We start from the raw sequence: 22,545 nt of genomic DNA, 5'->3' as shown, positions 1-22,545 counted from the left end.
TCATTATGCCTATGACCTCCTAAACGCAAGACGGAATACTTTCGTCATAAGCAGGGGGTATGTTCCTGCAAATAAACAGGCTGCAGCTCCAATAGCCTTCTTCTTATGTTTTTCAGGAATCTTTGTCCCTGCTGCCAGTCCCATCGAGAACAGGCAAATCTTAACAAGTGCAAAATCCTTCCAAGTGCTTTCTCTTGCGTAACGATTGCCAAAATCAAACAATTTATTCATAGCCGGCCTCCCTTCCCATTCCATTCTCAAACATATTGAAAGTAAGCATCAACGCTGCCTCCACAAACTTCGATTTGCGCCTCTCTTCTTATTGTTCACATTAAATATTACTACGAAAGTATTCATCGATAATATACCTGATTAGATGAATACCAGGTTTAATTGCTTCCCTCTTCTTCTGGCTCTTTACATACAGAAGGACTGTCTGCTGAAAGGCAGGCAGGGATCTCAATTCCTCCGCCATAGTCCAGCCCTGCTTTTTCTGCCTGTGTATGCTGGTATTCCCGCGGGATCTCGTAGATTTTCTGAATGTGACCGCCATGTCCGTCCGGGACAGATCTGCGGAGCCTGGCGCCTGTCTGGTGAAAATGGAAGGGGACGCCGTATTCCACGCATTGGATGTGTGTATTCAGGACCCAGCCGTAATCACAGATACGGGCTTTGGGGCCGGATTCTCCCCCGCAGGAGACGGACTCCAGGATACGGCTGCCATTTTCATTCATGCTGTTCCCGTACTCTGCCAGATACTTGCGTATATCAATGGCTTCCAGCATCGGCTCATGCGTAATGGATTTGTGCCGGATCGGAAGCTTGAGAAAGACCGGAAGCCGGCGGTCAGCCCGGGTTTGATCTTCGCAGGTACAGCTGATATGGACATGATCCCATCCCTTGCCCCAGTCTGCAGGGAGGCATTGAAGGATCCGCTCCGGGCGCTTGGTGATCATAAAGAATGAGCAGTCAAGCCGGCGGCGGATCATATCCCAGGCTTCCGGACGCCAGTCATCCGCTTCTTCGATGAAGAAGTCGGAAGTGAAGCAGGTATAGAACAAAGATCCCGCCGGGATCCGATTGAGTCCTTTATACGGTCCTGAGCGGTACTTCCGGACCGGCAGGCTGAAGCTGGATGTCTTGTGAACATTGGTGGGATCTTTTCCGTATTCCTCATCCCTGCGGAACATGTAGCAGTTCGCACATCCGGGACTCACTTTTTTGCAGCCGTGCCACAGGTTCCACGTCACCGTGACCGGTAGACGCGGATCGTCCTGGATTGTTTCTGTAAGCGGGTCATCATTATCATGGAACAGGTCCATCTGCTGATATGTTTCCATCATGAACCTCCCGAAAATGGCATCTTAGCCTGAACTGCATGGATCTTTTTCAGCACTTCTCAAAAACTATGTTTGTCGCGGCACTGTCCATGACCCGGTCCAGTATCCAGGGCATAGTGCCGGGATTGATCCACTGCTGGATATGGGACTGCCTGTCAGCCAGAGTATCGTTTGCAAAGAAGCTTGCGGGTAATGGCTGTGCGGGGTCAAGCATAACTGGCATCCGGTCATGGATGAAGGAGATCTCTTCCGTTGCATCCCGGGTCAGGATCACAAAATGAGGGAACTTTGTGTCACCCGATTCCTCGATCCGGTAAAGCCCTGCCATGAGCATGTGGGTGGTGCCTGCCGGCTGTATCATATATTTCTGTCCCTTTCTGCTGCCGTTAGCACCCGTACGGGCACGTATAGCTTCCGGGAGCTGGCTGTTTGAAGAGCCGGCTGCAGAAGGATCCCTTGAGATCTGCAGGTGTTCGTAATCATAGTACCATGATGCCGGGATCAGGCAGCGTCTGCGCTCCCAGGAATCCCTGAACAGACTGCTCTCACTGGCGTTCTCCACCCTTGCAGTCGTAATGATCGATTTATTGCTGGTATAACCCCATACCATGGGAAAGATGGAGACCTCCCCTTTGCGGTCCGGAGCCAGCACCGGGACAATGTCCGCAGGCTTTACCCGCCCCTGGGAGACGAATGGCCTGCCGAAGAAGTTCATCATATGATGTGCCAGGCGTGTGTGGCCGGCTGTATATGCGATGTTCTCCAGGGATGGGGAATCTTCAAGAAAATAGCTGCTGCACATTTGAGAGTGTCCTCCATGCTGCTCTTTACCGGAAATTTCTTTTTTACCAGAGATACCTGTCAATAAACTCCCTGCACACTACTTCGCCATCATCTCTGCCGCCGGCCTGCAGGGAAGGATCCGGCTCATGGATCATCCTGTACATATCGATATCTTTTGCCGTTGCGATGCATTCCGGATCCAGTTTTCCCAGTACCCGCCCGATCAGATATACATCTGCTTCATCTTCAAAGCGCATCAGGGGATAACGGGGATTGAGGGAGATCAGACCTTCTTCCGAATATTCCTTGATATAGGTCTCGTTTCCCATGATGAAGGCACCGATCTCTCCTGCGTCCAGGTGCGGAGCATCCGGTATGCGCTCGACGAGCACCATGTCGCCGCTGTGGAACCTGGGTTCCATGCTGTCGCCGTTGACAACGAAGACGCAGTCCGCCCTGCGGCTGATGCCTGAACCGGCGGTATTTCTGAACCGGTCCATATACAGGAAGATGGGCATGCCACGCCCCTCGATCTCTGTGGGGTCGCCTTTTCCTGCGGAAAGGGCTTTGCGGTAAAAGAGGAGCCTGCCAATCTCGGGCTTGTCCTCCGCTTCCTGCACACCCAGCATGGTATCGATCATGGAGTCGACGACGGCTTTATTGCCCGGACGAAGCCGGTTGTATCTGTCGAGCAGGCCCTGTTCCCGCGGAGCAAGCCTGCTCTTTCCTTCCTCCGGATCTTCTATGCCGAAAAGCTCAGACAGGCTGACCTGCAGTGCTCCGCAGATCGCAGGGATAAGGTTGATGTCGGGCCTTGAACGTCCAGTTTCCCAGTTGCTGATGGTATTGGGGCTGATGCCGATCTTTTTCCCGAGCTCCTTCTGTTCGATCCCGGCAAGTTCCCTGAAATACCGGATCCTTTCGCAGATGACCGGTATGGACGGAGGGCTCACGGGCATCCCTGTCTTCATGTCAATGACGGAGCTTGTCTGTGGAACTGACCTGACTATCTTTCTGCGGGGCATGGTGTTTCCTTTCTGTCTTCAGCGGATGTCCCCGTATGTGCGGGCAGCAGATCTGCTGAGTGTATTGATAGTGGTGTAATTTCTGCGTATATCGGAATAAGATCTATACCGCTTTATAACATAAAAATACATATACATATCAAAATAACTATTTACAAACATAATAATACATGATATTTTGGTGTTTGTAAAGAACATATGTTTGTCTTATGCCTGATTCTCAGCGGCTGGAGGAAGGGAGGGGACAAAACTGACTGACTGAAATACCGCGGGAAGTCCGCAGCCGGTCGGCACAGGAGATTGCTGACAGGCCGGACGGGGAAAGGTGATCCTCCCTGCCTGACAATAACGAGAAACTGCGGACGGACCATTTTTTTGCACATCTACATTCACACAGTTATTGACTTTGAAGAAGGCTGCAGAAAGATGAAAAAAGAGAGAGAAAGAATTATATGTGCTATACCAAAAGGAGATATTTACCATAATACCGTTAATACTGACGAAAAGAGTCCTGCAGGCCAGGCAGAAAGTGATCTGCAGGCAGAACTGTCTGAGAAGGCAGCTGTACAGCCGGAAGCAGAGGACTGTTCGATCGACATCATTCCGGATGTTACAAAACCTGGTGCAGTTCCCACAGGATCATGGGAGAAAAGTGAAGGCTCGATAAAGAGCACTTGCGGAAGGCTCCTCGTTCCCGATGTCATTTCCATGACAAAATACCTGTGCAGTAACCACAGGCTGATCATATATTCCTATCTGAACCAGTGCCTGAAGGACGGGAGCCTGTCAAAAACTGCAAAGCTTGATATCAGGGATACATGGCTGAACAGGAAATCCTGTGAACTCACGGAGTTTTCCTACTGGAAGATCGACCGTATCAGCTTTTATACGGATGTACTGGTAACGCTTCATCTGAAGACCGGAAGAGGTACAGTGTCATGGCAGGGGACTGTCGCTATATGGTGCAGTTTTGAGGAAGAAGAGGAGGCGGGAAAGGAAGAGAGTGGCAGCTGGTCCTTCTACAAAAAAGAAGGGGACGATGGTTTTATATATATGGTCGAGGAACTGGTACCGAATGTCCCGGACCGCAGCGAATTTGTCCGATTGAGTCCCTTCCTTGTGCCTTATTATAAGAATGCCAGGGTGGACGAAGTGGCGGAACATATCTGGGCGAGGTTCCTGCCCGAAGCACTGTCTGATCCGGAAATGAGGGATGCCTTAACGCTTGCCAAAAGGATGGGACTGTCAATCTGGTATCTGCCGGTACACAGGCACAAGAAGATCAACAGCATCCTGTTTTTTAAGGCGGATACGATAGAGTTATTGGAAGAAGGTTCCCGCCCGGAAACTGTGCCGCAGGCTATCCGGATCCCTGCCAATACCATTGTCATCAATACGAACGCGATAAGGCAGGAATATTCGTCATTCGATATCTTCCACGAATGCATCCATTATGAGGAGCATTATCTTTTCTACTGTCTCCAGAAATTAAACAGCAATGATGTAACGAAAGTCCCTTCGATCGAGATCGATCCGGAGGAAGGATCTGCCAGGAAGCTGGCTGGTCCGGATGACACTGGGATCCGGGAACACAGCGGAACAACAGCGGATAAGACAGTTTTCCCTGACGGAAAGAATACAGGCTCTTCTGCAGAAGGAGATCAAAAAAAGGATCAGAGTGCACAGAAAAAGGCGTGGAAGGATCCGATCTATTTCATGGAAAAGCAGGCGAACCGTGGTGCAAGTGCACTGATGATGCCGGCAAGTGATACCCGCTCCCGTATCCTGGACGAGAGTATAAAGGCACAGGAAACCATCAGGAAGACTATGGGCAGGCCCAGCCGCCATCTTGGAGAGCTCTATGAAGAGGTGGGAAAACAGCTTTCAAAAAAGCTGGGAGTTCCCCACTTCCGTATCCGCGCCAGGTTTATCCAGCTGGGTTACGTTGAGGCAAAAGGATCCCTCAACTATGTTGAAAAGAAACTGATCCAGCCCTTCGCGTTTGAACCGGATTCCTGGCAGGAACCGACCCATACATTTAATATCGACAGGAGGACGCTCCAGAACCTCATGATCGCGAATGAAGATCTGCGGAAGGTCATGGAGAGCAAAAGATATGTATATGCGGACGGCCATGTTGTCAGGAACGGGAGCCGCTTCCTGGAACTGAAGAAGGACTGGATGGGGCTGGACAATCTGGTGCTCTCAGACTGGGCGAACCGCCATGTCGACGAATGCTGCCTGCGTTTTGTCCGTGTCTACATGCAGGAAGGGATCGGCCAGTACGTCTTTGGCCGGATGTACTATGACGCGGAGTTCGTTGCAAGGACAAGGTTCTATATCGATGACTTCCTGAACAGGGAAAAGATCGGGGATATCGACGACATCGAAGCCAGGATGCTGTACAAGCAGCGCTTCCCCAAAAAGTTCGCAGAAGCCTTCCAGTTCCTGCGGGTTGCAAACGGGACCAAAATGATAGAAATGGCAGATGCACTGGGACTGACTGAACAGCAGCTCAGGAGATGGCTGGATATGCCCACTAAATACAGGAATGAGGATTTCCTGACCGCTGTCGCACTTGTCCTGGAACTTCCTGATTGGATCAGCAGGCTCCTCTTCAAGCGTGCCGGTCTTGTCCTCGATGATGAAAATGCCAGGCATGTTGCCCTGGACCACATCCTCCGGGCGCAGAGCTGTGACGGGATCCCTGCGGCAAACAGCTATCTGGAAAGACACAACCTGAGTGCCCTCACTTATTAAAAGAATTTGATACTTACCGGAACAGGATATATTCCGATCATCTGTCAGCTGATGGATGGTCGGTTTTTTTATCCCCGGATATCATCCGTCCTGCCCGGCACATGTCCCTGCCATGTACTGCAGGCCAGGGAATAAAAGAATAAAAAATTTTTAGCAGCTGCGGACGAAAACTATCAAAAAATGATACTTTTTCCTGTCCTAAATGAATAAGAAAAGCACCTGTATTCACTATTTCAAGGGATATTCCGCCTGAAACATGCATATTTCATGGTTTTTATTGCAGTTTCACCTTTCAAATTTTGATAAGGAAATCGGGATCCGCCTCTGTTATCATGATCTTGCCGGCGGGAAAGAGAAACGGAAAAAACCGATCATACGGTTCTTCAGGCCGGCATCAGGACAGTCCACAAAACAATTCCACATACTGAAGCTCCCCGGGGAAAGGCGTACTTTTTTGCGACACCTTTCCCGGAGCTCCCAAGGGAGAGCGCCAACGGCACTTTTGTACCAATGGCTCTTTGCTTCAGCAGGCATGGTTTGTTTTGAAGGACTGTTTTTTTTATGCCCTTTTTCAATCATTCAACGATCCGTACAGACGAAGGAGGAAAAAATGATGGCTTCATGGAACAGAGAGGATCTTCCCTACGACGCAATGGGTGATTTCAGTACATTCGAATTTGAAGGAACGGAGGAGGCATCCTGCGCGCAGGACAACCATGCCGGTGAAATAAAACCGGCAGTAATACCGCAGATGCTTTGCACCCGGTAAAGCAATGCGGGGAATCTGTATCTGAAATCTGAAGAAAGGTCTGTGCACTGCAGCTCTGGCAGGAATGTCAGGACGGCCCCGGCGCACCGGTTTAAAAAAACGGGTGTGCCGGAGGCCTTTTTTCAGTGCCTTTCTAAAGATCCTGGATCCGAAAGCGGCCGCCCGCAGCCAATGAGGCAGAAAGGTGGTCGCATGACATTGCAGGAATTAATGGATAAAGTCGAGACAGCTCCCTGGAGGGAAAGAGTCCCTTCAGAGGTTATGATCAGGGAATCAGGATCCCCCGTCGTTGCAACGGAGCAGATGGGGAGCGAGATCAAGATCACCATTTACCAGAATGGATATGTAGTGTATCAGAACGGAGAGACGACGACAGTGTTTCCCGTCCACAAATGCGGGGATTTTGTGGAACACGACAGGACCGGACGTGAACATGTCATGCCGTATGAAGTGTTTGCAGACCAGCCGTGGCAGATGAGGATCTATCTGGAAGGGGAAAGAAGGATCTGGCACAACAAAAAGGCAGTCCGGAGGAACAGGGGGGAACTTTCATGTGATGTACTTTACTTTGAGAGGATCATGGTGCCCGAATGGGACGAGATGGATCCCCTTCAGCTGGTCGTTGATGCGGAAACTGCAAGGGAGGAGAAGCGGCTGCTGAACCAGGTACTGAACACTTTTTCGGATAAACAGCGATATATCCTGATCCAGTGTATTGTGAAGGGAAGGAAGCAGTCAGATGTGGCGAAAGAGATGGGAATGACCCGGATGAATGTAACCTATACACTCGGACAGTCCCTGAAAAAACTCCGGACTGCCTTCGGGACCGGCGACAGGGAATTCAGGGTCAACCGCTTCTGCAGAACGGAAGGAAACGAAGCAAAGGGAAATATTAAATAGCATTTGATCACGGATCAGGTTTAAAAACAGACCGCGGGTGCTTGAGGGAAGTATTGTTTCTGCTTCTGACAGGCAGCCTGTGATCTGTTTTTTTCTTTTTTGGACTTTCCTATGTGCCTGTTCTGATTGGGATATACAGAAGGGATGAATGGTGTCGTCCCGGAAAGGAGGGCATACCCATGATGACATGAGGGAATGTGCCATGCGCACACAAATAAGGAAACATGAAACCGGAACAAGTACGAAAGGAAGAGGACATGGAAAAAGAAAGATGGGCAAAACGGATGATCTCCGGCCTGCTTGCTGCAGCGATGTTCCTGTCAGTTGCAGCCATGCCGGTCTCATCCATGGCGGAAGAGCACCCGCCCGCAGAGGATATTGATGCATATGTCGCATCCCTCCCGGAGCTGGATAAGGTTATGGACCAGCTTGACAAGGATGAGGTGGTAACGGCGAAAGATCTTGAGGTAGAGTATGCGTCAAAGATCGACCTGACGAAAGACCTGACAAACATCACGATCCCTGACAATAAGAAGGTGGCGGTCACATTCTATGAGGCAAAGGATGCTTTAAAAAAAGAATTTAACACCAGCAATCCCGGCACTTATAAGGCTGTTTATTATGCGGAACCTGCCAATACAGCACACCCTGCCTACCGCTTCAGCCGTAATATCACTGTCAAAGATGAGGTAAAGGAAAAGGCACAGGAGAGCGCAGCCGTAACTACCGCCAAGGCATCTTCTGCTGCAAAGTCTTCCACCGCAGGAACTGATAAAGCAGCTGCAGAAGATCAGGGAGAAGGATCCGGCAGCGAGGAGGACGCAGATACAGAACATGCTTCAAAAGCATCAAGTGAAGATGAAAAGAAAGATGCAGCCACTCCTGAAGATAAGGCATCTGCCGCAGAAACAGGAGCTGAAGCATCTGCAACAGGAGCTTCCGCGCATACAAAGAAAACAGGTACCGAAGAAACTCCGGCAGGAGACACAGCAGCCGGGTCAAAGGAAGAACTCGATAAAATGATCGAGGGATCTGAAGACCAGGATACCTATGATGAAGATTCCGGATGGACGGTGTCAGGTGTCCTGAAATGGGCGACGGAAGAGGAAGAGATCTCCCTGGCCGAGATGGGAGTCGGTGAGACCGTTACCTTCGATATGCCCAAAAAGAAGATGGCTCTGAAAGCAGCTCCCTCAACTGGTACCATGAAGGTCGAGATCACAAAGGGTGAGCGCTATCATTTTCATGATTATGGTCTGGGGACATTCTGGACACATCCCTTTTATGTAAAATACGGGAACATCTCTGCGACTGCTTACTGTATCGAGCCTTCAAAGAGTGCCCCTGATTCAGGTACCTACACCATCACAAAGATGAAGGACAGCAAGACACTGGCAAAGGTCTGCTATTACGGTACTAAGTACTCCGGAGACGAAGGTTTCTTTGCAGAGAAGTATCCTGAACTTTCCGGACCCGAGCGCTTCATCATCACCCATCTTGCGGCAGGTTACGCAAATGAAGGAGAAAAGGCTTTCGTAGGTACGAGTGACAAGGGCAAAAAGCTGGCGATGGAAATGTACAACTACTGCCAGAGCATGCCCGACATCCCGGATGTAGATATGGAACTCACGCCCGAAACCGTAACGGCTTACGTGGACGGGACCACCCAGCGGACAAAGGAGATCACTTTCAAGGCAGATACCCTGCAGACGATCACCTTCAAGCTCCCTGCCGGTGTGAAACTCCACAATGTCACGACCGGAAAGACCAGCGCGGCAGGTGCGACCGTAGAGATCCCCGGAGGAACGAAGTTTTATTTCTCAGCTCCCCTGACACAGGCACAGAGCACAGGCAAGACCTGGTACTCAAAACTCAACGGCAGTGTCACCAAGGACTACTCAGCCTATATGATCGCAGGCGGTTCCGATGAGGAACAGGATCTCGCACTTGTCTTCGGGGAAGCCGTCGACGCAGAAGCCAAATATGTGGAACTGACCGTGACCTGGGTCGAGAGTGCAAAGCTCACCATTACAAAGGGCAATGCCGCGGGTAATAGAAATCTTTCCGGTGCGGTGTACGGTGTTTACTCTGACAAGGCATGCACGAGCCTGCTGGTAAAGATGCCTCCCACAGATGCAAACGGAACTTCCACTGTAGAGCTCAATGCAACAGGAACAGTGTATCTCAAAGAGCTGACACCTCCCAAAGGATTTAAGCTCTCCACGGAAGTCACTGCGGTCAATCTGACTGCCGGTACGACCGTGACAAAGAGCTTCAAGGATGATGAGATCATGGGATCGATCAAAGTCACCAAACAGGGTGAGATCCTGATTGGTGCAGCGTCTGACAGCAATGGAACTGCTTTTAAGTATGAAACTGGCAAACTCGCCGGAGCCACCTACAGTGTAACGGCGGGTGAAGACATCACTTCCGCAGACGGAACTGTGGTCCATAAGAAGGGAGCTTCTGTCGGCACGATCAGGACTGGAGACAATGGTGAAGGCACGCTTGCAAATCTGCACATGGGAACCTATGTAGTTACAGAGACAGGTTCCCCCGCAAATTATGTTAACAAGGGAGAGAGCAAGACCGTTACTCTCACAGCAGGCAGCACCAGCGCGGATGTGACCGGCACCGCGACGTTCAGCAATGACCGCCAGAAGGCAAAGGTAACCGTTGTTAAACAGGACGGCACCACACAGAACCCCCTCTCAGGAGGGATCTTCGGGCTTTATGCCGGGGCTGACATCAAGTCCGCAGACGGCAAAGTCATTGTGCCCAAAGACACATTCATCGAAAAAGCCACGACAGGAACGGATGGAAGCGCAGTTTTTAAGGCGGACCTTCCTGTAAACAACAGCTATTATGTAAAAGAGATCCAGGCTCCGAAGAATTATATACGGAACCAGGCAGATACTTTCAGTTTTACATTCAATTACACCAACGAGAAACAGGCGGAAGTCACTTTTAGCCACACTTTTGTTAATGAGCGTGTTGACGCCAGGATCGACCTGACCAAGGTGGACAAGGAGACCGGAACACCACAGGGTGATGCGAAGCTCGTCAAAGCGACCTATGGACTTTTTGCCCGTGAGGACATAGTCCATCCCGATGGAAAGACCGGAGTCCTGTTTAAGGCAGGCAGCCAGGTTGCGACCATGACGACAGACGCTGACGGAAAAGCCTTTGTGGAAGACCTGTATCTCGGGAAATATTTCATCAGGGAGCTGATCCCTTCCGAGGGCTATCTCCTCGATGAGACGGAGTATGACATCGACTGTGCCTATGAGGGAGACCTTGTGAAGACAGTCACGAAGGCCTGTACTTCCAAAGAACAGGTCATCAAGCAGCCTTTCCAGGTGATCAAGGCAGCTGATAATGACAAGACCGACGCGGACCTGCTGCAGGGCGTGGGATTCTCCGCTTACCTGATCAGTTCGCTGAAGACAAAGCCTGACGGCAGCTATGATTTCTCCGGAGCGAAGCCAGTCGTGCTGACCTCCGACGGCAAGACGGAGATGTTCACGGATAAGAAGGGATATGCCGTTTCCATCCCGATCCCTTACGGTAAATATATTGTCCGTGAGACCACGACACCCCATAACTTCACACCCGTCGATGATTTCAAAGTGACCATCACGGAGAATCATCCGACTACGCCGCAGCAGTGGCGTGTCCTGCTCGATGATGAGTTTGAGGCAAAGCTCAGGATCATCAAGAAGGATGATGAAACAAAGAAGAACGTCCTCATTCCGGGTACGGAATTCAAAGTTTTTGACGTTAATGCAAATGCATATGTGGAGCAGGTCACGACTTATCCTTCCGTAAAGACCCATGAGTCCTATTTCACGGATGAGAACGGCTGGCTGATCCTGCCCAACAACCTGAAGCCCGGGCGCTACAGGATCGAGGAGATCATCGCCCCCATCGGATATGTAAGGAATGCGGATACATTCGAAGTAGACGTGGACACCAACACTGCCTACCAGATCGACAAGACTTCCGGTGACGCCATCATCGAAGTTGAAGTAGAAAACCATCCTGTTAAAGGAAAACTCGTCATCACAAAGTCCGGTGAAGTCCTGACCTCTTATGACAATGATTTTGTCTATGAAGCACAGGGACTGGCCGGTGCTGAATTCGCCGTCTATGCAGCGGAGGATATTTTCACCCCGGATCACCAGAAAGACGAAAAAGGTGACCGGATTAGGATCTATGAGAAGGACGCCCTTGTTACAACTGTTGTGACTGATGAGGTCGGAACCGCGGAAGTAAGTGATCTTCCACTTGGCACTTACCGTGTCATTGAGACGAAGGCCCCCGAAGGTTTTGTCCTGAACACGGAACCGCAGGAAGTCATTTTTGCATACAAGGATCAGAAAACGCCCGTGATCGAACAGGCCATGGAATTCACAAATGATCGCCAGAAAGTGGAGATCACTGTGGAAAAACAGGATATGGAGACCGGAAAGACAGTCGAAGGAGCAGTCTTCGGGCTCTACACCGCGGAAGATATCCATACGGCTGCCGGCACTATTCTTGATGATGCAGGGATCCCCCTCGTGGAAGCGGATACCCTCCTTGCAGAAGGAGTTTCCGGTAAAAACGGGATCGCCGTCTTTAATCTTGATCTTCCTCTTGGAAAATACTATGTGAAGGAGCACAAAGCGCCTGCGGGCTATGTATCTTCGGATATAGTCCCCACATTTGACGCTTCCTGGCAGGGACAGGATGTACCGGCAGTAAAGCTGAGTGCAGTAATGAAAAATGAACCCACAAAGGTCGAATTCACAAAATCCGACATCACCAGTGCCGAAGAGATCGACGGGGCAGTCCTGACGATCCTCACCCGCAGCGGCGAGGTCATCGAGCGCTGGACCACCGTGAAAGGCGAGCCCCACATGGTGCGCTGCCTTGCTGCAGGCGAGTCCTATGTCCTGCGGGAAGAGACTGCACCGTTCGGCTATCTCCGTGCGGAGGATGTTGTCTTTACCGTGGAGGAAACCGGTGAGATCCAGAAGGTCGAAATGCAGGATAAGGTCCCTACCGCGCTCCTTATCATCGACAAGAAGGGAGAATTCCTGGACAAAGTAAGTCCAGTGGATGCCGTCAAGGGGACAGTAGAGCATTTCTTCGAATATCTCTCAGGGACTCTGACTTCCGTCACATTCGAAGTCTATGCGGCTGAAGACATCAAAGCAGCAGACGGCGTTGCGGAGGACTATTTTAAGAAGGATGAACTGGTCGGAACTATCACTACAGATGATACCGGCATTGCGAAACTGGGAGACCTTCCCCTCGGCAGATATTATGTCGTGGAAAAGGAGACTGCACACGGCTATGTCCTCGACAGTGAACCCCGTTATGTGGATCTCACCTACCGCGACCAGTACACAGCGATCGTCGTCTATGATGAGAAGTGGCAGAATGTCCGCCAGAAAGTATCCCTGCACCTGACAAAGAAAGATTCAGAAACAGAAGAAGCATTGAAAGGCGCCACGTTTGGGCTTTATGCGGCTGAAGACATCCTGTCTGTGACCGGCGAAGTCCTGATTAAAAAGGATGAGATGATCGAGATGCGGGCGACCAATGAAAAGGGTGAGATCAGCTTCACGGCTGACCTGCCCGTAGACGGAAAGTACTATCTGCAGGAAGTCTCAGCCCCGCGCGGCTATGCGGCCAGTGATAAAAAGCAGGAATTCACATTTGAATACGAAGGAGATGATAAGGATACAGTGTCCTTTGACTTTGCATTCGTAAATGAACCCACAAAAGTGGAAATCTCCAAGACCGACATCACCGGCGGCAGTGAGATCCCGGGAGCACACCTCCAGGTACTTGACTATGCCGGGAATGTTGTGGACGAGTGGGTTTCTGAAGAGAAGCCGCACCTGATCAAGTACCTCTATGCCAACAGGGAATACGAGCTTGTTGAGAGGAAGCCTGCAGATGGCTATGTGACTGCGGAATCCATCGTTTTTACCGTGAAGGACACCATGGAGGTACAGAAGGTTAAGATGGAGGATGATGTTACCAAGGTCAGGATCTCCAAGACAGATATCACCACCTGCGAGGAGATCCCCGGAGCGAAGCTTTCGATCTTTGACGAGGAAGGAAATGCTGTAAAGACATGGACTTCCGAAGAAGAACCGCACTACATCGAAATGCTCCCGATCGGAAAGTACGTGCTGCGGGAGGAACTTGCCCCGGACGGCTACGTGCGGGCAGAAGATGTGGAATTTGAGGTGAAGGACACCGGTATTGAGCAGAAGGTGGAAATGAAGGATAAGTACACGAAAGTGGAGATCTCCAAGCAGAATATGACCACCTGCAAAGAGATCCCCGGCGCCCATCTGACACTCTTTGACAAGGATGGCAAGGTGATCACCAAGTGGGTTTCCACCGATAAGCCCCACATGATCGAGCGCCTTCCTGTCGGTGATTACATGCTCCGTGAGGAGCTTGCTCCCGACGGATACATTCGGGCTGAAGACGTGAAGTTCACAGTCGAAGAGACTGGAGAGATCCAGAAGGTCTACATGAAAGATGATTATACAAAGGTCCACATCTCCAAGCAGGACATGACGACCTGCAAGGAGATCCCCGGTGCCCATTTGACACTCTTTGACAAGGACGGCAAAGTCATCGAAAAATGGACATCAACGGATCATCCGCATTACATTACCATGCTGAAACCCGGTGAATATATGCTCCGTGAGGAACTTGCCCCTGATGGTTACCTGCGTGCCGAAGATGTGAAGTTCACAGTCGAAGAGACCGGTGAGATCCAGAAAGTCTACATGAAGGATGCCTATACCAAGGTCCAGATCAGCAAGACTGACATGGTCACAAAGGAAGAGATCCTGGGTGCAAAGCTCACCATCTTTGATAAAAACGGCAAAAAGGTCACAAGCTGGACCTCCGGAAAAGAACCCCATATGATCGAGCGCCTGCCTGCCGGGACTTATACTCTTCGCGAGGAACTTGCCCCTGACGGATATCTCCGTGCGGAGGACGTAAAGTTCACGGTGAAGGAGACGGGTGAGATCCAGAAAGTTGCCATGGTCGACGACTACACCAAGGTGCAGATCTCCAAGACCTATATGGTGACAAAAAAGGAACTTCCTGGAGCGAAGCTCACGATTTTCGACAGCAACAACGAGAAGATCGAGGAATGGACCTCCGGCAAGGAGCCTCACATGATCGAAAAACTCAAACCCGGCACTTATACGCTCCGTGAAGTGACAGCCCCTAAAGGCTACGAAGTTGCGGAGGATGTGAAGTTTACAGTTAAGGAAACCGGTGAGATCCAGAAAGTCGCAATGGTCGATGCACCGAAGGAGACAAAGACCAGCACACCCTCCTCTGGAGGTAGCTCGTCTACCCCGAAGGGCGGCAGCTCGACACCGTCCTCTTCAAGCCAGAGGCAGCGAAGCAATCCTGAGACCGGTGACACCACGAATGTTGTCCTGTGGATCGTGCTGATGATAGTTGCAGGCATTTTTGTGGGGGCCTTTTGGGCTTTGAAGAAGGATATAGAAAACCAAAATTCTAAGAGAAAATGATATATACTTCTAATAGAATTGCTGGGTAAATGATTATTTATGCGTAACTACATTTCATAGCACAATGAAATAATTGCAGCCTCAAGTTACTTTCCGTGTTGGGGCTGCAATTATTATTAAGCAAAGAATAAACACATTAGAGTAAAGATATAGCCATATTCGCGCTTAATCTTCCCTCGTTTGTTATCTAAATGAAAAAGCTACAGCGTTCTTCAATAGGGGTTTTACAAGTGTTTCCTTTAGTGATGTATTTTACTACATGGAGGCATTTTATTCTTTCATCAAACAGGTAAATTGTCAGAGTAATGCTGTAGGCATCAGTGATATTACTGACTCCTTTCTTGTCTGTAGTCAAGGACTTTTAGTTATGGCCGCTTATAGGATATTACATCAATATCTTTTCGAAATGATATTAGAGAACCTTTTGATATTTGACGGGTATAATAATTGTTGTTATTATAGTTATGTAGAAATATGACTTCTAACAGTTTAATGAGCGCCGTAAGATTACTCTTATAGTTTTTGAAGGAGGTATAATAATATGGGACTGCTTAACGAGGCTATTATGTCTGCCTTACAAAATCTGAAGCCTAATTATCAGCCGGCAATGGCTGGTGAAGCATATTATGCCAGTGGATGTGGTTGCACAGGAAATTGTGGGCAGTCGTGTTCTGGCGGTTGCTTGGCTGGTTGTACTGGTAATTGCGGAAGAAGCTGCAGTGGATCTGGAAGCTAAGGCTTCGTATTTGTCTATATGTGAGAGTAAAGCTGTCTGTCTGATTATTCAGACAGATAGCTTTTTTGATAATAGATAGAAAATGTGAGGATGTTATGAATGATATAAAAAAAGGGGTAAGGTTTTCTCCAAGTTTATGTCTGACTCATAGTTGTAATTTAGATTGTATATATTGTTATCAGAACCATGATGGAAATAATCGTATGTCGTTTGAGACAGCCAAAAAAGCCATCGATTGGATCTTTGCCAATCATCCAGATGATATGCAAGGTATAGAACTGAGTTTTATTGGAGGAGAACCGTTAATTGAATTTGAATTAATAAAAAGAATATACGAGTATACTACCGCCAAATATCCACAAGAGGATTATATATTCTATGCAACGACAAATGGAACGGTACTGAATGAATCTATGAAAGACTGGTTCCGTAGTCATAAGGACAGGTTCGTATTAGGGTTAAGTTTAGATGGACTGCCTGAAACGCATAATCTTAATAGATCAAATTCATTCGGTATGATAGATATCGATTTTTTTAGGGACACATGGCCTGGACAAGGTGTTAAGATGACATTGTCTGAGTATTCACTAGACCATTTGGCTGATAATATCATTTTCTTGCATAGTTTGGGGTTTAAAGAGATAAACGGAGTCAATTTATTTGAAGGGACCTTTGACTGGAGCGATGAGAAATATATTAAAGCCATCATCCCTCAACTTCGTAAATTGGTTGATTTTTATGTTGAACATGATGATCTTGTTATAGATCAGATGTTAGGTCGGCAAATAGATGTTTGTGTAGAAGAAAATCGTCCAAAACGAAAATGGTGTGGAATAGGAACCGGGACTACTTTTTTTGATACTGATGGATCTATTCTCCCCTGTCCGTTTGTTACTCCAATGACATTTAGTCAAGAGGAGTTGAAGGAAATCTTAAATACAGATTTTAAAAATGAAGATTCTTTCATTGATGACGATTGCTTCAATAATTGCTACATATATCCGATTTGCCCAACATGTCCCGGCGCAAATTATTTAGTGAAAAAGACATTTAAGACTCGTGACAAATCAAAGTGTAGGATTCAAAAACTTATTACTCTATATGCTGCGGATTTGCAGGCTAAACGGGTGGTGAAAAATGTAGCCTCTTTTCCGGAAGACAGAGTTTATAATTTGATCACAGCTATAGAAAAGATTAAAGAGCTTTATATGCCGGAATTCGAAATGTACCGAGATATTTTGTGAGAGTGACAAATTATATGGCACGATATATAGAAATAAAGGGGATAACAACAAATAACTTAAAGGGTATCGATATCCGCCTTAAAAGAAATGGTGTTAATTTGATAGTTGGGCCTTCTGGAAGTGGTAAATCATCTTTAGCATATAATACAGTTGCTCAAATAGGGCTCCACGAACTTAGCTCCATGTTTTATGATGGTACTAATGAACCGGATTATTCCGTGGAGTCCTATTCAAACATGCTTGTCACAGTACCTATCAGGCAATTGAATAATAATAATAACGTGCGTTCTACAATTGGAACGTACTTCTCGTTAAACCCATGCCTTGCCAAAATTTATTCAGCAATTCTTAATCTTCCCTACGACTATTTTGTGCTTAATAAAACAGAAAATGTTTGTCCTCATTGTCTTGGGCTAGGATACATCAGACAGCTCGACCCGGTTAAATTAATCGATTATGATAAAACTCTTGAACAAGTTCCAATCAGATGTTGGAATAAGCACAAAGACTTTTACCGGCAAATTATAGCGAGATACTGTGAGGATGAAGATATTTCAATTCAAAAGAGCTTTCGTCAACTAAGTAATAAAGAGAAACAAAAAATATTATATGGGGAGAGTAAAAATAAATATTCGATAAAATACAAAGTCACCAGTCACTATTCTACACGAACGACTCCATATTACGGAGTTATGTCAGGAAAGCCCATGCTAAAGAGCTTTTCGCCGAGTAAAGACTTCTTTTCAGAGTTAATATGTAAATGGTGCAGAGGAGAAAAATATGAAGAAGGGCATAGAGAGAATACAATTGCAGGATTATCCATAGGAGAATTAATGACATTGTCGTTTAATGAGGTTCTCAAGTGGGTAACTGATGTAAGAGGACAATATAAAAGTTCAGATATAGAGTTTTCAATAAGTCAAATTGAACAATTTGCCCAAAAAGCCGTTGAGTTGAATCTCGGATATTTATTTTTAAATAGGACAATTCCTTCGCTATCGGGGGGCGAGCTTCAAAGACTTAGATTAATAAAAGTGTTTTCTTCTCAGTTATCGGATCTCCTTGTCGTTTTAGATGAACCGTTGTCTGGATTGTCTTTTCAAGAGAAGGAAATTGTATATCAAAACATTAAAACCTTATCAAAATCCAATACTCTTCTGATAGTAGACCATCATGATCTATTTGTAGAAGACGCATCCTCTATTATTGCATTAGGTGAAGGTGGCGGCATGCATGGCGGTTCTTTGATAGATGTTGGTCAGTATTTAAAAAAACAAAAGCTATCTCTTTCTATAAAAGTATTACCAGAAGAAAAAATAGATGTAATAAGAATCCCTACTAATGTCTATAATTTCAAAGGAGTTGATATTCGTATTGCTGCCGATAGGATGAATATCATCTTTGGACGTTCAGGAGTTGGAAAATCTACTCTCTTACGAGAATACTTAATTCAATACTATGATAGTTATGTATATATAAACCAGAAACCCATGACCGGAAGCAGTAATGCCTCTGTGGCAACAAGCCTTGATATATCTGGGAAATTAGCCAACCTATTTGCAAAAACATTTGACAAAGAAAAGTCGCTCTTCTCTAATATGGCAAGTGCAGATGGTGCTTGTAAGACATGTTGTGGATCCGGATACATTACATATGGCTCAAAAGGTCAAAGTCAAATAGTACTGAAGTGCAAAGATTGCCGCGGAACAGGATATGATAAAAAACTTAACAGGTATAAAATAGGCAAAATGTCTGTGCTTGATGTTATGGAAATGTCAATAGACGAGGCAACTCAGTTTTTTGAAAGTCTGGAACCGGGCATATATAAAAAGCTTAGTCTGGCAAAAAAACTTCTGCTAGGGCATTTACTCATAGGACAAGGCATATCGTCTCTTTCCGGTGGAGAAAATCTTAGAATAAAAATAATTAAACACATCGAAGAGAAACGAAAAGTTTTTGGAATAGATGAACCATTTAAAGGATTGAATAACGAAGAGAAATATGAAGTTGCTAGATTATTAACGGGGTTGACGCTACAAGGCAAGACGGTAATAGTTGTAGACCATGAAGATGATTGTTTCAAATATTTTTCTCGATGTATAGAATTGAAAAACATTAATGGAGTGCTATGTGACTCGGAATTTGAAAAATAATAATTTCTCCATAATATTTTGCTCTATATGGCGCCGATGAGGATTAAACATCTCTGGCGCTATTTTTTCCGAACATGAAGGGTAAGCGTCAAATAGTTGGTGTTATTTCCAGTACAGTCTGCCGGCGTTAAAATAATGGTTCATCCTATGGTATCCGCGGTAGATCTTAGACAGCTGGTGAGCCGCACTGATTACGCACTACATTTTATACCACTAGTCGAATGATTTTTCATGATAATAGGTGTATGCTCTTCTTACTAAAACCAATTAATTTATCAAAGAAAAACTGCGAGGATTACTAAGATGATGGCTATGTTTGTTTTGTTCAGCTCATACGTTCTGTATCTGTCCCTTCTGCTTTCCGGCAGCAAGGTTACTTTGGCGTGTGAGAATTCTCTGGCAAAACACTGGCTTAACTGAACTCTATCTGAGAGTGCAATGGTTATTAGGCCGCCTGCCTGGAGTATTTCCACGCAGGCGGTTTTTTATTTATGGGTCGGTACGGCGAATTGGCGAAGCCAGCGGACTGTAAATCCGTCACCCTTGTGGTAAACATTGCAGGTTCAAGTCCTGCCCGGCCCACGATTTGCTCCCGTGTCCCAACTGGATGCAAACGTCAAGCACTTTTTTACATCGTAAGGTAAAGAGTTTTTTCTTCGTACGGTAAGCAGTTTTTTACACTGTCCGGTAAGAAGATTTTACATTGTATGGTAACCAGTTTTTAACATGGCATGGTAAGGAGTTTTTTACATCTCCTGTCAGGTAGCCGGCAGGCTTTATGTCAGTCGGGAATCTTCGGGTATTTAAGACGGTATGATTCCCCCCGGAACGAATAACAGTTCGCACTTTCCAGGATCCGGTCCAGAAGAGCAGTCGTAAGTATGGGATCGCCCATCAATTCAGCCCAGTCTGTTATCTCTTTGTTGGTAGTAAGGATAATGGAAGAGGTTTCACATGTATCGCTGATAAAGGTGAAGAACCTGTTTGCCTGGCTTTTGGTGATCGGTGTGTAACCGATCTCGTCTATGATCACGAGCTGCGCCTTTTTAAGATTCCTGAGACGGAAACCGGCTGTCCGTTCTGTCTCTGCATTATCAAGGATCTTTACGAGATTTACCATCTTCTCAAAGCAGACGGTATAACCGTTGTTGATGGCATGAAGGCCCAGACCAAGAGCAACCATTGTCTTGCCCAGGCCGGGCGGCCCGGCGAACACAAGATTTCCGCTGTTGTCCAGCCAGGAAAGTTCCTTCAGTCTGTCCAGCTGCGCCTGTGAGATCCCTGATTCCAGTTCTTCGGGATTGAATTCTTCCAGCGGACGGATATTTGGCGGAAAGTGCGCTGCGGAATAGTTTCTCTTTCTCCTGCGTTCATTACGGCCTTTTACCTCGGTCTCAAGAACTGAAAGCAGAAACTGGCGGTTTGTGACATTCTCCAGATCTGCTGTTTCCAGCAGATCCGGGAGTGCCCTTGCAGAATGTTTCAGCGTAAATGTCTGGAGAAGTGACATAAGACGTTCAACAGGAATACGCCCTGTATCAATGCTTTTCAGGACTTCACGGTTCATACGGTCGCCTCCTTCCTGGTCTGGGCGACGCGTTCGTTAAAGACTCTGCCGTATATCTCCAGTGACTTGTAATCCACCGGATCGGACTTCATGGCAACAATCATGTTTTCTGTCCCAGAAAGACTACGGCCGGCTTTAGTGTATTCATAAACCACTTTGAATTGTGAGAACTGATAGCGGAAGTTCTTACAGCAGATCCTCATTACTTCTGCGACCAGGGCACGTTCCGGCTTCTCGGAATCCAGGAACTGTTCGATCGCACTGAGCTGTTTGCTGATGTGCCTTGGATTTTCTTTCTTAATACCGTTGATGAAATGCTGGAAGTCGTAGCAGTTCCACTTATCCCGCATGCGCTCCATGATGTCGATCCAGCTGCCTGATTCCCCTTTCCTGTGTTCGGGAAGCTGGTTATAACTTCCTTTTCTCTCACTGAGGAGATGCGTGCAGATGAAACTGAGATTTTCATCATAAATGTGGATCTTCCCGGTCGTGACTTTATATTTTACCGTTTTGAAGGCGAACTCTCTAGGTACGGAATATCTGCATGATTTGTATAACACATACGGCGTGCCATGGAGTTCAGTGGAAGTAAACGTATTCGGCGAAACTTCATAGACAGATGGGAGCATCGGCCTTAAAGCTTTCTTCTCAATATCCCGGAATACTGCTTCCGGAATGTGCAGCGTAGCCCGGTGAATACGTTTGTTCTTACGGTTCAGCCATCCCGGTAGAGAACGCCATACATCATCAATACAGGTGATCTTACGGGCACTGAAAAAGTTTTTCTTTACAAAACCGACGCTGTTCTCTATCGGTCCCTTGCTTTCCGGATCAGCCTTATTGCATACCCAGAGTTTTAATTCCTGCTCTGTACAGAAGTCCTCAAAGACCCTGGTCTTAATGACCTCCCCATAGGTCTCACTGGATACGAAAACTGCATCCTGGTCGATCACCAGGACAGACGGACGTCCGCCGATCCTGCAGAAGCTCTTATAGATCGCCTGGCAGGCCTCTGTAGCGTTATATTTGTGGTCCTGCGCGAATACACACAGGAACCGTGAATAACGCAGCAGAAGGCAGATAAAATGTATTGATGACTTCCTGTTCAGCGTAACTTCTCCAAAATCGATGAGCATCTGTTCGCCTGGATGAGTATCGAATACATGGTCATAGATCCGCCTGTGGTCATTTCCGGTGTTGATCTGTTCTGATTTCTCAAGGAAATGTACGTAGTTGCGGAGCGTCTGTTCATTACCCGGCAGCTGCTTAAACTCACCATTCTCTATGAACTTCTCTTCCAGAAGGTCATAAACGGAAGATACGCAAAAGTCTTTGCGGCTGTTTGCTTCAAGGATCTTCAGGATCGTCTCCTTGAATGGAGAGACATCAAAGGCTTTATCTTTGGAAAGCCTGGCGCCGGGATTATCCGGTATGACATCCATGTCATAGTACTTGGAAATGGTTGGCCGGCTTGGCGGTTTGATCCCCTGCTCCTTGTAATACTGAAGGATCTCCGCCTTGGTATAACCACGAAGTTTCAGGTCTTGTATTTCCTGCATCTGTGTCTTGTCCAACATGATTGCTTCCCTCCTGCATTCTTGTTGTTACAAGTATACAGTGGGCTGCTGCTGGAGCACCTCCTTATTATTACTCACCACTGGCAGGAATCAGTGCTCATATGTAAAAAAGTGCTTATCGCCCTG

The 22,545-nt window shown here is 47.3% G+C and carries 13 protein-coding genes and 1 tRNA gene; 8 read left to right on the top strand and 6 right to left on the bottom strand.

What is annotated here, in order from left to right; genetic code table 11:
* Nucleotides 1-9: 9 nt before the first annotated feature.
* The 4 genes from BLT02_RS13465 to BLT02_RS13450 all read right to left on the bottom strand — a co-directional run bounded on the left by BLT02_RS13465 (nucleotide 10) and on the right by BLT02_RS13450 (nucleotide 3,148).
* Nucleotides 10-231 carry a hypothetical protein gene (locus BLT02_RS13465; RefSeq protein WP_092996521.1) on the bottom strand — a complete coding sequence of 74 codons (222 nt, stop codon included), beginning with the start codon at nucleotides 229-231 and terminating at the stop codon, nucleotides 10-12.
* A 158-nt stretch (nucleotides 232-389) separates the two neighbouring features.
* The gene (locus BLT02_RS13460; protein WP_242869816.1) at nucleotides 390-1,343 is read right to left on the bottom strand and encodes a DUF5131 family protein; all 954 of its coding nucleotides are present in this window, start codon (nucleotides 1,341-1,343) and stop codon (nucleotides 390-392) included.
* A gap of 46 nt (nucleotides 1,344-1,389) precedes the next feature.
* Complete coding sequence (locus BLT02_RS13455; protein WP_092996518.1) at nucleotides 1,390-2,142, bottom strand: SOS response-associated peptidase family protein; 753 nt, start codon at nucleotides 2,140-2,142, stop codon at nucleotides 1,390-1,392.
* 43 nt (nucleotides 2,143-2,185) lie between these two features.
* A complete protein-coding gene (locus BLT02_RS13450; protein WP_092996515.1) occupies nucleotides 2,186-3,148 on the bottom strand; it encodes an XRE family transcriptional regulator in 963 nt (320 codons plus the stop codon).
* A gap of 426 nt (nucleotides 3,149-3,574) precedes the next feature.
* Between BLT02_RS13450 and BLT02_RS13445 the strand changes: the two genes are divergently transcribed.
* The 8 genes from BLT02_RS13445 to BLT02_RS13415 all read left to right on the top strand — a co-directional run bounded on the left by BLT02_RS13445 (nucleotide 3,575) and on the right by BLT02_RS13415 (nucleotide 19,857).
* Nucleotides 3,575-5,908 (top strand): hypothetical protein, encoded by a 2,334-nt coding sequence (locus BLT02_RS13445; RefSeq protein ID WP_139187625.1) that lies wholly within the window; start codon nucleotides 3,575-3,577, stop codon nucleotides 5,906-5,908.
* A gap of 610 nt (nucleotides 5,909-6,518) precedes the next feature.
* A complete protein-coding gene (locus BLT02_RS17275) occupies nucleotides 6,519-6,677 on the top strand; it encodes a hypothetical protein (protein ID WP_175453842.1) in 159 nt (52 codons plus the stop codon).
* A gap of 210 nt (nucleotides 6,678-6,887) precedes the next feature.
* The gene (locus BLT02_RS13440) at nucleotides 6,888-7,577 is read left to right on the top strand and encodes a sigma-70 family RNA polymerase sigma factor (protein ID WP_092996509.1); all 690 of its coding nucleotides are present in this window, start codon (nucleotides 6,888-6,890) and stop codon (nucleotides 7,575-7,577) included.
* 257 nt (nucleotides 7,578-7,834) lie between these two features.
* Nucleotides 7,835-15,142: a SpaA isopeptide-forming pilin-related protein gene (locus BLT02_RS13435; protein WP_092996506.1), complete on the top strand. Its 7,308-nt coding sequence runs from the start codon at nucleotides 7,835-7,837 to the stop codon at nucleotides 15,140-15,142.
* A 626-nt stretch (nucleotides 15,143-15,768) separates the two neighbouring features.
* Entirely contained in the window at nucleotides 15,769-15,957 is a 189-nt protein-coding gene (locus tag BLT02_RS13430) for a hypothetical protein (RefSeq protein ID WP_092996503.1), read from the top strand.
* A gap of 16 nt (nucleotides 15,958-15,973) precedes the next feature.
* Nucleotides 15,974-17,122 (top strand): radical SAM protein, encoded by a 1,149-nt coding sequence (locus tag BLT02_RS13425; protein ID WP_092996500.1) that lies wholly within the window; start codon nucleotides 15,974-15,976, stop codon nucleotides 17,120-17,122.
* A 14-nt stretch (nucleotides 17,123-17,136) separates the two neighbouring features.
* Entirely contained in the window at nucleotides 17,137-19,275 is a 2,139-nt protein-coding gene (locus BLT02_RS13420) for an ATP-binding cassette domain-containing protein (RefSeq protein WP_092996497.1), read from the top strand.
* Between the two features lie 493 nt (nucleotides 19,276-19,768).
* Nucleotides 19,769-19,857 (top strand) — tRNA-Tyr (locus BLT02_RS13415).
* A 199-nt stretch (nucleotides 19,858-20,056) separates the two neighbouring features.
* Here BLT02_RS13415 and istB read toward each other — a convergent pair.
* Nucleotides 20,057-20,842, bottom strand: coding sequence for an IS21-like element helper ATPase IstB (istB, locus tag BLT02_RS13410; RefSeq protein ID WP_092996494.1), 786 nt, complete (start codon nucleotides 20,840-20,842; stop codon nucleotides 20,057-20,059).
* Nucleotides 20,839-22,419: a Mu transposase domain-containing protein gene (locus tag BLT02_RS13405; protein ID WP_092996491.1), complete on the bottom strand. Its 1,581-nt coding sequence runs from the start codon at nucleotides 22,417-22,419 to the stop codon at nucleotides 20,839-20,841. Before BLT02_RS13405 ends, istB begins: the two co-directional genes overlap by 4 nt.
* Nucleotides 22,420-22,545 lie beyond the last annotated feature (126 nt).

Origin of the sequence: Sarcina sp. DSM 11001, assembly GCF_900101015.1 — a bacterium.
Classification (GTDB): Bacteria; Bacillota; Clostridia; order Lachnospirales; family Lachnospiraceae; genus CAG-791.
This window is presented reverse-complemented; position numbering and strand designations above follow the sequence as displayed.